The 13,515-nt window shown below is 70.8% G+C and carries 8 protein-coding genes; 5 read left to right on the plus strand and 3 right to left on the minus strand.

The annotated features are described in order from the left end of the window. Window positions 1-54: 54 nt before the first annotated feature. Window positions 55-3,885: a multifunctional oxoglutarate decarboxylase/oxoglutarate dehydrogenase thiamine pyrophosphate-binding subunit/dihydrolipoyllysine-residue succinyltransferase subunit gene (locus LLS1_RS13775; RefSeq protein ID WP_226656362.1), complete on the minus strand. Its 3,831-nt coding sequence runs from the start codon at window positions 3,883-3,885 to the stop codon at window positions 55-57. Between the two features lie 135 nt (window positions 3,886-4,020). Here LLS1_RS13775 and LLS1_RS13780 point away from each other — a divergent pair, with 135 nt between their 5' ends. After that, window positions 4,021-5,460, plus strand: a complete 1,440-nt coding sequence (locus tag LLS1_RS13780; RefSeq protein WP_223360094.1) for a GuaB1 family IMP dehydrogenase-related protein — start codon at window positions 4,021-4,023, stop codon at window positions 5,458-5,460. A 9-nt stretch (window positions 5,461-5,469) separates the two neighbouring features. Here LLS1_RS13780 and LLS1_RS13785 read toward each other — a convergent pair whose 3' ends face one another. Further along, window positions 5,470-8,037, minus strand: coding sequence for a polynucleotide kinase-phosphatase (locus tag LLS1_RS13785; RefSeq protein WP_226656364.1), 2,568 nt, complete (start codon window positions 8,035-8,037; stop codon window positions 5,470-5,472). Beyond that, window positions 8,034-9,434, minus strand: a complete 1,401-nt coding sequence (locus LLS1_RS13790) for a 3' terminal RNA ribose 2'-O-methyltransferase Hen1 (RefSeq protein ID WP_226656366.1) — start codon at window positions 9,432-9,434, stop codon at window positions 8,034-8,036. Before LLS1_RS13790 ends, LLS1_RS13785 begins: the two co-directional genes overlap by 4 nt. 183 nt (window positions 9,435-9,617) lie before the next feature. Between LLS1_RS13790 and LLS1_RS13795 the strand changes: the two genes are divergently transcribed. The 4 genes from LLS1_RS13795 to LLS1_RS13810 all read left to right on the plus strand — a co-directional run bounded on the left by LLS1_RS13795 (window position 9,618) and on the right by LLS1_RS13810 (window position 13,514). Then, window positions 9,618-10,280: a DUF3105 domain-containing protein gene (locus tag LLS1_RS13795; RefSeq protein WP_226656368.1), complete on the plus strand. Its 663-nt coding sequence runs from the start codon at window positions 9,618-9,620 to the stop codon at window positions 10,278-10,280. Between the two features lie 3 nt (window positions 10,281-10,283). Beyond that, entirely contained in the window at window positions 10,284-10,940 is a 657-nt protein-coding gene (locus LLS1_RS13800) for a DUF305 domain-containing protein (RefSeq protein ID WP_226656370.1), read from the plus strand. A gap of 203 nt (window positions 10,941-11,143) precedes the next feature. Continuing rightward, window positions 11,144-12,484 carry a hemolysin family protein gene (locus LLS1_RS13805; RefSeq protein ID WP_223360097.1) on the plus strand — a complete coding sequence of 447 codons (1,341 nt, stop codon included), beginning with the start codon at window positions 11,144-11,146 and terminating at the stop codon, window positions 12,482-12,484. After that, window positions 12,477-13,514: a hemolysin family protein gene (locus tag LLS1_RS13810; protein WP_226656372.1), complete on the plus strand. Its 1,038-nt coding sequence runs from the start codon at window positions 12,477-12,479 to the stop codon at window positions 13,512-13,514. The genes LLS1_RS13805 and LLS1_RS13810 overlap by 8 nt, the downstream gene beginning before the upstream one ends. Window position 13,515: the final 1 nt, after the last annotated feature.

Consider the following 13,515-nt stretch of genomic DNA (forward strand, 5'->3'; position numbering starts at 1 on the left):
GACGGAGGCCGGCCGCACCCGAAGGTCCGACCGGCCTCGCACACCGTCCGTGCGCTAGAGCGTCAGCGCACGCTGGATGAGCACCGACTGCTCCTGCGCGTGGCGCTTCGCCGAGCCGGCGGCCGGGGAGGCCGACGGCGGGCGGGAGACGACGCCGAGCGGTCGCGGGCCCAGCTTGGAGGTCTCCAGGATCATGTACGGCCACGCGCCCTGGTTCTCGGGCTCGTCCTGCACCCACACCAGCTCGGCGTTGGGGTAGGAGTCGACGACCGCCTTGAGTTCGGCCCCGGGCAGCGGGTAGTACTGCTCCACGCGGACGAGGGCGATCTCCGGGTTGGGATTCTTGTCGAGCTCGTTGAGGAGGTCGTAGTAGAGCTTGCCCGCCATCAGGAGCACGCGCTTGACGGCGCCCTTGTCGGAGATGCGGGCGTCGTCGATGACAGGCTCGAACTTGCCGTTGGTGAAGTCCGCGACGTCACTGGTCGCACCGCGCAGCCGCAGCATCGCCTTCGGAGTGAAGACCACGAGCGGACGGCGCGGGCGGGCGTACGCCTGACGACGCAGCAGGTGGAAGTACGACGCCGGGGTCGACGGGCGGGCGACGGTCATGTTGTTCTCGGCGCACAGCTGCAGGTACCGCTCGATGCGGGCACTGGAGTGGTCCGGTCCCTGGCCCTCGTAGCCGTGCGGAAGGAGCAGGACGAGCGACGAGCGCTGACCCCACTTCTGCTCGGCCGACGAGATGAACTCGTCGATGATGATCTGCGCGCCGTTGGCGAAGTCGCCGAACTGGGCCTCCCACAGCACGAGGGCGTCCGCGCGCTCGACCGAGTAGCCGTACTCGAATCCCATCGCGGCGTACTCGCTCAGCAGCGAGTCGTAGATCCAGAACCGGGCCTGGTTGTCGCTGAGGTTCGCGAGCGGCAGCCACTCCTGGCCGTTCGAGCGGTCGTGCAGCACAGCGTGGCGCTGCACGAACGTCCCGCGGCGGGCGTCCTGGCCGGCGAGGCGCACCGGGGTGCCCTCGAGGAGCACGGAACCGAGGGCGAGCAGCTCGCCGAAGCCCCAGTCCACACCGCCGTTGCGGCTCATGTCGCTGCGCTTGTTGAGCAGCTGCTGGAGCTTGGGGTGCACGGTGAAGCCCGCGGGCGGGTTGTTGAACGCGTCGCCGATGAGCTGGATGACCTGCTCCGAGACGGCGGTGCTCTCCGGCTCCCCGACATTGTCGTCGTTCTGCTGCGCGTTCGGCGCATCGAGTCCGGCCGCGACGCCGTCGGCGGTCACGATCGGGGTCGAGTTGGTCTGCGCCGCGTGCGTCTCCATGAAGGCGCGCTCCAGGCGCTCCTGGAAGTCGCGGTGCGCCTGCTCGTACTCTTCCTCGGTGATGTCGCCGCGGCCGACGAGGGCCTCGGTGTAGAGGCGGCGCACGGAGCGCTTGGCCTCGATCAGGTTGTACATGAGCGGCTGCGTCATCGACGGGTCGTCGCCCTCGTTGTGACCGCGGCGGCGGTAGCAGATGAGGTCGATGACGACGTCGCGCTTGAACTCCTGGCGGTACTCGAACGCCACTTGGGCGACGCGGACCACGGCCTCCGGGTCGTCACCGTTCACGTGGAAGATCGGCGCCTGGATAGTCTTCGCGACGTCGGTCGAGTACACCGACGTGCGGCCCTCGCCGGGAGGGGTGGTGAAGCCGACCTGATTGTTGATGTTGACGTGGATGGTGCCGCCGGTGCGGTAGGCGCGCAGCTGCGACATCTGCATCTGCTCGACGACGATGCCCTGGCCCGCCATCGCGGCGTCGCCGTGGATGAGGATCGGCAACGTGAGGAAGGTCCCGGCCGGTCGGCGGTCCTGCTTGGCGCGGACGATGCCCTCGAGCACGCCGTCGACGGCCTCCAGGTGCGACGGGTTCGCGGCCAGGTAGACCGCGATCTCCTCGCCGCCCGAGCCCTTGAAGGTGCCCTCGGTGCCGAGGTGGTACTTGACGTCGCCCGAGCCCTGGACCGTGCGCGGATCCTGCGTGCCTTCGAACTCGCGGAAGATCTGGCCGTAGGTCTTGCCCGCGATGTTCGTCAGCACGTTGAGGCGGCCGCGGTGGGCCATGCCGATGGCGGCCTCGTCGAGCCCCGCCTCCGCCGCGCCCTGCAGGATCGTGTCGAGGAGTGCGATGGTGGACTCGCCGCCCTCGAGGCTGAACCGCTTCTGACCGACGTACTTCGTCTGCAGGAAGGTCTCGAACGCCTCCGCCTCGTTGAGCTTGCCGAGGATGCGCAGCTGCTCGTCGTGGGTCGGCTTCTCGTAGGCGCGTTCGAGCTTGTCCTGGAACCACTTGCGCTGGGCCGGGTCCTGGATGTGCATGTACTCGATGCCGACCGTCCGGCAGTACGAGTCGCGCAGCACGCCGAGGATGTCGCGCAGCTTCATCGTGCGCTTGTCGCCGAACTGGCCGGTGACGAACTCGCGGTCGAGGTCCCAGAAGGTGAGACCGTGCGTCTCGATCTCGAGGTCGGGGTGCGATCGCTGCTTGTACTCGAGCGGATCGATGTCGGCCATGAGGTGGCCGCGCACCCGGAACGAATTGATGAGCTCCTGCACCCGGGCGGTCTTGTCGACGGCACTGGCGAGGTCGACGCTGATGTCCGGGTTCCAGCGGATCGGCGCGTACGGGATGCGCAGCTCGGCGAAGATGTCCTCGTAGAAGCTCCGCTTGCCGATGAGCAGCTCGTGCACGATCTTCAGGAACTCGCCGGAGCCGGCGCCCTGGATGACGCGGTGGTCGTAGGTGCTCGTGAGCGTGATCGTCTTGCCGATCGCCAGGCTGGCGAGGGTCTTCTCGCTCGAGCCCTGGAACTCGGCCGGGTACTCGAGGGCGCCGGCGCCGATGATCGCGCCCTGCCCCTTCATCAGGCGGGGCACCGAATGCACGGTGCCGATGCCGCCCGGGTTCGTCAGGGAGATCGTGGTCCCGGCGAAGTCGCCGGCGGTCAGCTTGTTGGCGCGCGCCTTCTGCACCAGCTCCTCGTACGCGGTCAGGTAGTCGCCGAAGTGCATGGTGTCGGCCCGCTTGATGCTCGGGACGAGCAGGGCACGGCTGCCGTCGGGCTTCGGGATGTCGATCGCGATGCCGAGGTTGATGTGCGCGGGGGCCACGACCGACGGCTTGCCGTCGACCTCGTCGTAGTAGACGTTCTGGCTCGGGAACTCCTTGAGAGCCTTGATCAGCGCCCAGCCGATGAGGTGGGTGAACGAGACCTTGCCGCCGCGGGCGCGCTTGAGGTGGTTGTTGATGACGATGCGGTTGTCGATCATCAGCTTCGCCGGGATGGTGCGGACGCTGGTCGCGGTCGGGACCGTGAGGGAGGCGTCCATGTTCGTGGCGAGCGACTTCGCCATGCCGCGCAGCGGAGTGACCTTGTCCTCCGCCTCCTCGCCGTCGCCGACGACGGCGTTGGGGGAGGTGACGGGGGCGTCGGCCGGAACGGGCGCGGGTTTCGGCGCCACCGACGTGGTGCGTGCGACGGGCTGGCTGCCGATCACGGGGATCGGTGTGGTCATGGGATGGGCGTCGGACGGGGTCGTCGGCTCGGACGGCGCGGGAACGGCGGGCTCGGCCGGGCTCGGGGCGGTCGGCTCGCTCGGGGTCGGCGCGACCGGTTCGGAGGGGGTCGGTGCGGGGGTCTCGTCGGGGGAGGGGATCGAAGTCTCGCCGTCGCCCTCCGCGACCGAGGGCCGGTAGCTCTCGAGGATCGGCCACCAGGACTTGTCGACCGAGTTCCTGTCCTTGACGAACTGTTCGTACAGCTCGTCGACGAGCCATTCGTTGGCTCCGAACTCGCCCGACGATCCGTCGTCGGTTCCCACTCCGGTCAATTGGCTCGACACAGCCGATCGCCCACTCTCTCCATTGATTTCGTCCGTTCGGGCGACTTGTGGCCACCCGCTTCCATCCGAGCATCAAGCCTAATCCCATCGGCGCATCCGTGCAGTCGCCCAGCCGGGGGCGATACCGTTATTCCCATGCAGTTCTATGGAACGACGCCACGCCACGACCTCACCTACTCCGACGTCTTCCTCGTCCCCTCCCGATCGGACGTGACGAGCCGGCTCGACGTCTCGCTGGCGCCGGGCGACGGCACCGGGGCGACCATCCCGATCGTGTCGGCGAACATGAACTCGGTGACCGGCAAGCGTCTCGCCGCGACGCTCGCCCGGCGCGGCGGTCTCGGGGTGCTCCCGCAGGACATGCACCTGCAGGATCTCGACGAGGCGATCCGTTGGGTGAAGGCGCAGCCGGTCGCGTTCGACACCCCGTATCCGGCCGCCCCGGAGGAGACCGTCGCCGACGTGCTCCGCCGCATCCCCGCCGTCGAGGGGCACGGCATCGTCGTGCACGACCAGTCGGGGGAGTTCCTCGGCTGCCTCGCCGCCGTGCAGCTCGGCTCGGCGCTTCCCGACGCGCGGATCGGCGACCTGCTCCACGGCACCCTGACCTCCCTCGACGCCGAGGACCTCGCCGACGGCCGCTCAGCGTTCGCGGTGATGGACGCCGCCGGCCTCGAGTTCGCCCCGGTCCTGGACCACGGCCGCCTCGTGGGCACCCTGAGCAAGAAGAGCGCCTTGCGCTCCACCATCTACACGCCCGCCGTCGACGCTTCCGGCCGGTTGCGCGTCGCCGCCGCCGTCGGCATCAACGGCGATGTCGCGGGCAAGGCGAAGGCGCTCGCTGCCGCCGGCGTCGACGTGCTCGTCATCGACACCGCCCACGGCGACCAGGACGGCATGCGTCGTGCTCTGCACACCGTCAAGGGACTCGGCCTCGGGCTGCCGATCGTCGCCGGCAACGTCGTCACCGAGCAGGCCGTTCGCGATCTCGTCGCCGCGGGGGCGGACATCCTGAAGGTCGGTGTGGGCCCCGGCGCCATGTGCACCACGCGCATGATGACCGCGGTCGGCCGCCCGCAGTTCTCCGCCGTGCTCGAGACGAGCGAGACGGCACGCGAGCTCGGCGCCCACGTGTGGGCCGACGGCGGCGTGCGCTACCCGCGCGATGTCGCGCTCGCCCTCGCCGCGGGAGGTGCCTCGGTCATGATCGGCTCCTGGTTCGCCGGGACCATCGAAGCCCCGGGCGCGCTGGACCGCGATGCGAACGGCGCCCTCTATAAGGAGAGCTGGGGGATGGCGAGCACCAAGGCGGTCAACGGCCGCTTCGAGCGCCTGGACGCCTACGAGCTCGCGCGCAAGACCCTCTTCGCCGAAGGCATCTCGAGCTCCCGCATCTACCTCGACCCCCTGCGCCCGTCGGTCGAGGACCTCCTCGACATGATCACCACCGGCGTCCGCAGCTCCTTCACCTACGCGGGCGCCCGCAGCGTCGAGGAGTTCCATGAGCGCGCCCTGGTCGGCATCCAGTCGGCCGCCGGCTACGAGGAGGGCAAGGCGCTGCCGGTCAGCTGGTAGCCCGGAGGGTCACAGCCGCGGGTCGATCGACTCGGTCTCCATCGCCAGCACGGCGAACACCGCCTCGTGGACGCGCCAGAGCGGCTCACGGTCGACGAAGCGCTGCAGCGACTCCAGACCGAGCGCGTACTCGCGCTGGGCCAGCGAGCGCTTGTGGCCGACCGCGCGCTCGCGTAGTCGACCGAGCTGACGCTCGTCGGTGTAGTCGGGTCCGTAGACGATGCGCAGGTACTCCCGCCCGCGCACTTTGATCCCGGGCTGGGCGAGCGCGCGGCCGCTGCGCACCAGGTTCCGGCGCGGCTTCACGACCATCCCCTCGCCGCCGGCCCCGGTCAGCTCCGACCACCATCCGACCGCCGCCGCGATGGATTCGGGGTCGTCGAGATCGATCGTGACGTGGCGCGTGGCACGGACGAGCGCGGGATCGGCGGCGACTAGGCGGTCGGCGCGGGCGAGATGCCAGTCGTGGTCCTGGTCCGCGAAGATCCGTCCCTCGGCGGCGAGCAGCTGGAACGGGGCGAACTGCACGCCCTCCAGGCCGTCGGTGCGGCTCACGTACCGCCGGTAGGCGTCGACGTAGCGGCGCGCGTTGTCTTCGCGCCCGCGGGTCCGCTCGAGCAGGGCGGCGACGTCGAGCCCCGACTTCACGGCCCGCTCGAGCGCCGCGACGGCCGAGGGGAGGGCCGAGAGCGCCGACGCGCCGACGGCGGCATACTGCTCGCGGACCAGGGCTCCGGCCTTCAGCGACCAGGGCAGCAGCTCGCCGTCGAGCAGGAGCCAGTCCGTCCCGAGCTCGTCGAAGAGACCGGCCGATTCCACTGCGGCGACGAGCCGCTCCAGGAAGGCCCGCTCCAGGGCGGGCTCGAAGAAGCGCCGGCCGGTACGCGTGTGCACCGTCCCGATCCAGCCGGCCGGCGCGTCGAAGCGGGCTGGGTCCTTCGCCACGAGGGCGATCGCGCGGGAGCCCATGTGCTTCTCCTCGGCGATCAGGTCCGTCACGCCCGTCGATCGGTAGGCGGAGAACGCCTCGTCGGGATGCTCGAGATACTCGGGGCGCGCCGACGCCGTGGGCGGCGACATCGTCGGCGGGAGGTGGAGCAGCCAGCGTGGATCGACGGCCCAGCGGCTCATCACCTCCAGCGCACCGGCTCGGCTCTCCTCGCGCACGCGGAGGCGGCCCAGCGTGCCGGTCTCCACGGTGGGGGCGGACATCACGTCGTCGATGTGCAGCACTCCGGCCGGACGCGGCTCCGTGGTGGCCGTCGCCGCCTGGAACGGCCGGCCCGGCTCCGCCCACCGCTGCTCGGCGGCGACGGAGACGACCTCGCGCTCGGGGTAGCGCAGCGCGCTCAGTGCGCCGCCGAAGACGCAGCCGGTGTCGAGGCACATCGTGTTGTTGATCCATTCGGCCCGCGGGACCGGGGTGTGCCCGTAGAGGACGACCGCACGGCCGCGGTAGTCCTCGGCCCACGGGAGGCGCACCGGCAGGCCGTACTCGTCGGTCTCCCCGGTCACGTCGCCGTAGAGCGCGAACGCGCGCACCCTGCCGGAAGCACGGCCGTGATAGGCCTCCTTCAGACCGGCGTGCGCGATGACGAGCGCGCCGTCGTCGAGCACAAGGTGGGCGACGAGCTCGCGGCAGAACCGCTCGACCTCGGCGACGAACTCCGGCGGCTCATCCGCCAGCTGGGCCAGAGTGAGCTCGAGGCCGTGTGCGACGGTGACCTTGTCGCCCCGCAGGGCTCGGGCGAGCTTGTCCTCGTGGTTGCCCGGCACCGCGATGGCGTGACCGGCGCGTACCATGCCCATGGCCAGGCGGAGGACGCCGGGCGAGTCCGGCCCGCGGTCCACCAGGTCGCCGAGGAACAGGACGCGGCGGCCCTCGGGGTGCTCCGCGTCGATCGGCCGGCCGTGGTCGTCCCGCTCGATGACGTAGCCGAGCGCTCCCAGCAGCGTCTCCAGCTCGGAGCGGCAGCCGTGCACGTCGCCGATCGCGTCGAACGGACCATGCTCGTCGGTCCGGTCGTTGAGCAGCCGGGTGCGCACGATCGACGCGCGCGCGACGCTCCCCTCGTCGCGGAGCACATGGACCGTGCGGAAGCCCTCACGCTTCAGCCCGGCGAGCCCCGAGCGCAGCTGCTTGGACTGCCGGCGCACCACGTCGGCCCCGAACGCACGGTCGGAGCGCGCCTCGGTGCGCTCGATGCAGAGGGCCGTCGGCAGGTCGAGCACGATCGCGGTCGGGAGCACGTCGTGGTCCTTCGCGAGCTGGACGAGGCTGCGGCGCGCAGACGCCTGCACGTTCGTCGCATCGATCACGGTGAGGAGCCCGGCGCGGAGTCGTGCCGCGGCGACGTGCCGGAGCGCCTCGAACGCCGCCTCGGTCGCGCTCTGGTCGTTCTCGTCGTTGGACACCATCCCGCGGAACGTGTCGCTCGAGAGGGCCTCGTAGGGAGCGAACTTCTCGCGGGCGAAAGTCGACTTGCCCGAGCCGCTCACTCCGACCAGCACGACCAGGGACTGCGTCGGAACCGGGAGCTCCACCGCGGCGGTGTTGTGCGTCTCGTGGGTCGTCATGGCGCCTCCCGGCGGAACAGAGCGAGCTGGGTGGGGGAGCCGTGCGCGGGGTCGACGTCGCCGACGGCGCGGAACTCGACGGTGTAGCCGTAGCGGCGCGCGGCCTCCTGCGCCCAGGCCGCGAACTCGGCGCGGGTCCACTCGAACCGGTGATCGGGATGGCGGAACCCGTCGGCCCGCAGACCGGGGTAGTGCACGTTGTACTCGGCGTTGGGCGTGGTCACGATGACGGCGCCGGGACGGGCGAACGCGAACACCGACCGTTCGAGGGCGTCGAGCCGGTCCGTCTCGACGTGCTCGACGACCTCCATCAGCACGAGGGCGTCCAGCCCGGCGATGCGGTCGTCCTGGTAGGTGACGGACGACGTCAGGAGCTGGATGCGCGACCGCTCGGCGTCGCTGCGCTCCGCGAGGCCCAGCCGGTCGGCCGCCCGGACGAGCGCGGCGCTCGACAGGTCCGTCCCGACGATGCGGCGGATCGCGGGGTCGACGGCGAGGCGGGCGAGCAGCGCACCCGGTCCGCAGCCGATGTCGCCGACCGATGTCGCCCCCACCTCGCGCAGGGCGGCGAGCACCGCCTCCGCGCGCTGCTGGTTGAGCGGGCGCGGGCGGGATTCCGTGTCGGCGTCGGAGGCCGCGTCGTCGTCGTGGGCGGTGGAGCCGTCCAGGGCGTCGAGCCGCGACGCGGCATCCTCCACGTAGGAGCGCTGATGGGCGAGGTAGCGGCGGCTGATGAGCTCCCGTTCCGGGTGGGCGGCCAGCCAGCCCTCGCCGGCCCGCATCAGCTTGTCGACCTCCGCGTCGGCGACCCAGTAGTGCTTGGCGTCGTCGAGCACCGGCAGGAGCACGTAGAGCTGCCGGAGGGCGTCGGCGAGGCGGGAGTGGCCGCGCAGGGTGAGCGTGCGATACGGCGAGGGGCCCCACTCGGGGTGGTCGGTGTCGAGCGGGGAGACCTCCTCGTCGATCGCCCACCCCAACGGGACGAACAGTCGCGCCACCAGATCGTCGTCGCCGCGGACCGGGATGGTGCCGACCGAGATCTCGAGCTCGAGCTCCGCGGCGGCGAGCTCGGGGCGCGCGTCGCAGCGACCGGTCATCGCGGTCCGGAAGACCGACTGGAGCGCGACTGCCAGCATCGAGCCCGAGACGTAGGGACGGTCGTTGACGTAGTGCGCGAGCATCCCGCTGTCGCCGCGGAATCGCTTGCTCCGCACGAGCTCGATGGGATCGACCTCGAGCAGGAGGGCGGCCGTGCAGCCCTCGGGCGTCGCCTCCGGGTAGAAGACGTGCGCGGTGCCGACGGGGAGGTCGAACGCGTGCACGCGATCGGGGTGCTTGTGGAGCAGGAAGCCGAGGTCTGTCGCGGGCGCACCCGCGTAGGCGATGGTGATGAGCACGGTTCCCCTCGGATCGATCTGATCCGGAGTCTAGCGGTCGACCGGATCGGGGCTGGGGTGGCGGGTGGCGGCGGGAGGCGCCGCACCTGGCAAGAGACTGGGAGCGCGTCCGGCGGGGAATGCGGCGCGCCCGTCCTCCGGTTTGCTGATCCCGATACCCCCACGTCGAAATGAGGCCCACCCGTGACCCCATCCCCGTCCGCCCCGAACCGCAAGCAGAAGCAGGCAGAGGCCCGCGCGGCCAAGCTGGAGGAGTTCAAGAAGGAGCAGGCGCGCCGCAAGCGCAACCGCTGGATCGGGATCGGGTCGGCCATCGTCGGTGCGGTCGCCGTCGCCGCGCTCATCACCACGATCATCGTGACCGCGCCCAAGGCGGCCACCTACGAGGCCGGCGGCAAGAGCATCTCCATCGAGGGAGTGAAGACGTTCGACAACACGGCGGGTCACGTGACCGGAGCCGTCGACTACCCGCAGAACCCGCCGGCCGGTGGTGAGCACAACCCGATGTGGCTCAACTGCGGCGTCTACACCCAGCCGGTGCCGAAGGAGAACGCCGTCCACTCGCTCGAGCACGGCGCGATCTGGGTGACCTATTCGCCCGACCTCTCGACGGAGCAGCTCGACCTGCTGAAGACCAAGCTGCCGCGCACGTACGCGGTGCTGTCGCCGTACGACGGCCTCCCGGCCCCGATCGTGCTGAGCGGATGGAACGTCCAGCTCCAGGTGCAGGAGGCGGACGACCCGCGCATCGCGAAGTTCTTCGAGGCGTACTGGCAGAGCTCTTCGGTGCCGGAGCCGGGCGCGTCCTGCACGGGCGCGTACGACGCTCCCGGCAAGGTCTCCTAGCCGATGAGCCGAGCGCCGGGACGGGCGTGGCCGATCGCGCTCGCGGGTCTGGTGGTCGTCGCGGTCGTGGCGGTGCTCGCCTTCTCCGCGGGGCGGTTGAGCGTCGGTGCGCCCCGGACTCCGGGGACGACCAGCGCCGAGGCCGGATTCGCCCGCGACATGCAGGAGCACCATCAGCAGGGCGTCGAACTGGCGATGATCGTGCGCGACCGCACCGACGACCCCGAGACGCGCCTCCTCGCGTACGACATCGCGACGGCGCAGAGCCAGCAGGCCGGACAGCTCTACGGCTGGCTGACGGGCTGGCGACTGCCGCAGGCCGCGTCCGAGCCGTCGATGACCTGGATGACGCGGCCGGCGACGGTCGGTGCCACCGCAGGGTCCCACGAGCACGACAGCGGCGCGCACCGACCCGGGGAGCCGATGCCGGGCCTCGCGACGCCCGAGCAGCTCGCGCAGCTCCGCACTGCGACCGGCGTCGATGCCGAGCGGCTCTTCCTCACGCTGATGATCGCCCACCACCGCGGCGCGATCGAGATGGCGGACGCGGTGCTCGTGCGCAGCGAGGACGCGACGGTGCGGACTTTCGCCCAGGGCGTGGTCGCCAGTCAGACATCCGAGATCGAGCTGATGGAGTCGATGCTCGCGGCGCGGGCCTAGGAGCCGGCGGCGCACAAGGCTTCCGGTCGCCTCAGCCGGCAGCACTGCGGGAGCGCTGGGCCCGGCTGAGGGGAACGCTGGGAATCCGCCCCGGATCCGCCCCGGTCCGCGCGGATCCCGTCGGTATACTTGCCGGGAAATGGACGACCCTCCCTCTTGTAGCCCATTCCAGTTCCCGAATCCGCCGTCACGGCGCGAGCGGGGTGACCACCGTGCTCACTGAGTGGCTCCTGCTCGGCGTTGGATTGCTGCTGACCATCGGCACCGGCCTCTTCGTCGCGAGTGAGTTCGCGCTGGTGAACCTCGACCGCGGTGACCTCGAAGCGCGGCGCGCCCGCGGCGAGTCCCGCCTCGGCATGACGATCGCGGCGCTGAAGATCACCTCGACGCACCTCTCCAGTGCGCAGCTCGGCATCACACTGACGACGCTGCTGACCGGCTACACGATGGAGCCGGCGATCAGCTCGCTCCTGCGCGGGCCCCTGCTCGCGCTCGGGCTCCCCGGTGCAGCGGTGACGCCGATCGCGACGATCGTGGCCATCCTGGTCGCGACGCTGCTCTCGATGATCCTCGGCGAGCTGGTGCCCAAGAACTTCGCACTCGCGCTCCCGCTCGCCACGGCGAAGCTCGTCATCCCGTTCCAGACGGTGTTCACGACCGTGTTCCGCCCCTTCATCGCGCTCCTGAACGGCACGGCGAACGGCTTCCTCCGCCTGCTCGGCATCGAGCCGAAGGAAGAGCTCTCCGGCGCCCGCACGGCCGAGGAACTGTCCTCCCTGGTGCGCCGCTCGGCGAGTGCCGGCGTGCTGGAGGCCGACACCGCGACTCTCCTCAGCCGCACCCTCGCGTTCTCCACCCGCACCGCCTCCGACGTGATGACGCCGCGCCCCCGGATAGAGACCGTGCGCCGCACCGATCCGGCCCAGGCGGTCATCGGGCTGGCGAGGACATCGGGCTTCTCGCGCTTCCCGGTGGTGGACGAAGACGTCGACGACGTCGTCGGGTTCGTGCACGTCAAGCAGGCGGTCGCGGTGCCGCGCGAGCGCCGCGCCAAAGTGCCCGTCTCGGCTCTGCAGACCGACGCGCTCCGTGTTCCCGAGACCATGAGCCTCGAGACGCTCCTCGGCGAGCTGCGAGGCCGCGGCTACCAGATGGCCGTCGTCGTGGACGAATACGGCGGAACCTCCGGGATCGCCACCCTCGAGGACCTCGTGGAGGAGATCGTGGGCGAGGTCGCCGACGAGCACGACCGCACCCGCGCGGGCGTCGTGCGCGGCCGCGGCTCCATCACCTTCCCCGGCATCCTGCGCCCCGACGAGCTCGAGGAGCGCGCGGGTGTGACCGTCCCCGAGGAAGGCCCGTACGAGACCGTCGCCGGGTTCGTCATGAACGAGCTCGGCCGTCTGCCGAAGGTGGGCGACGAGGTGGCGATCGAGGGCGGGACGCTGCGCGTCGAGCGCCTGGAGGGGCGGCGCGTCGACCGCATCCGGTACACGCCGGACCCGGCCCCCGCCCCGGGCGGAGAGGGGGCTCGCCATGAGTGACTGGGTGGGAATCCTCTGGCTGGTGATCCTGCTGCTGGTCAACGCCTTCTTCGTCGGCGCCGAGTTCGCCGTCATCTCCGCGCGCCGCTCGCAGATCGAGCCGCTGGCCGAGCGCGGAAAGCGCAGTGCCAAGACCGCGCTCTACGCCATGGAGCACGCGACGCTCATGCTCGCGACCACACAGCTCGGCATCACGGTCTGCTCGCTGCTCATCCTGAACGTGTCCGAGCCGGCCATCCACCACCTACTGGAGGTGCCCCTCCACGCGACCGGATGGTCGGAGGAGGTCATCGGCACGGTCGCGTTCATCGTGACGCTGGTGCTGGTGTCGTTCCTGCACGTGGTGTTCGGCGAGATGGTGCCGAAGAACATCTCGTTCTCGATGCCCGATCGCGCCGCGCTGCTCCTCGCCCCTCCGCTGGTCGCCGTCGGCCGGGCCGTGCGCCCGATCATCGTCGCCCTGAACGCGACCGCGAACGGCGTGCTGCGCCTCTTCCGCGTGGAGCCCAAGGACGAGGCGGCGAGCACGTTCACGCTGGACGAGGTCGCGACGATCGTGAGCCAGTCGACGCGCGAGGGCGTCCTGATGGACCGCACAGGCGCGCTCACCGCGGCGTTCGAGTTCACCGAGAAGAAGGTGCGCGACGTCATGGTCCTGCCGGAGACGCTGGTCTCCCTGCCCGCGTCGCCCACGCCGGCGGACGTCGAGCGCGCTGTGACCAAGCACGGCTTCTCGCGCTACGTGGTCCCGGACGCCGACGGCGAGCCCACCGGCTACCTGCACCTCAAGGATGTGCTCGACCTCGAGGAGACCGGCTTCGAGCTCCCCGTGCCCGCCAAGCGGGTACGCCGGCTCGTCACGGTCTTCGTGGACAGCGACCTGGAGGACGCCCTCGCGACGATGCGCCGCTCGGGCAGCCACCTGGCCCGCGTCGTCGACGCCGAGGGCGAGACGGCCGGCGTGCTGTTCCTCGAGGACATCATCGAGGAGCTCGTCGGCGAGGTGCAGGACGCGACCCGGCGGTCGTAGT

This window comes from Leifsonia sp. LS1, assembly GCF_020521355.1.
Lineage (GTDB): Bacteria > Actinomycetota > Actinomycetes > Actinomycetales > Microbacteriaceae > Leifsonia.

Bases quoted from the DNA above. Each gene is read 5' to 3' on its own strand.
- LLS1_RS13780 (WP_223360094.1), top strand. From the start codon at position 4,021: ATGCAGTTCTATGGAACGACGCCACGCCACGACCTCACCTACTCCGAC.
- LLS1_RS13785 (WP_226656364.1), bottom strand. From the start codon at position 8,037: ATGACGACCCACGAGACGCACAACACCGCCGCGGTGGAGCTCCCGGTT.
- LLS1_RS13800 (WP_226656370.1), top strand. From the start codon at position 10,284: ATGAGCCGAGCGCCGGGACGGGCGTGGCCGATCGCGCTCGCGGGTCTG.
- LLS1_RS13810 (WP_226656372.1), top strand. From the start codon at position 12,477: ATGAGTGACTGGGTGGGAATCCTCTGGCTGGTGATCCTGCTGCTGGTC.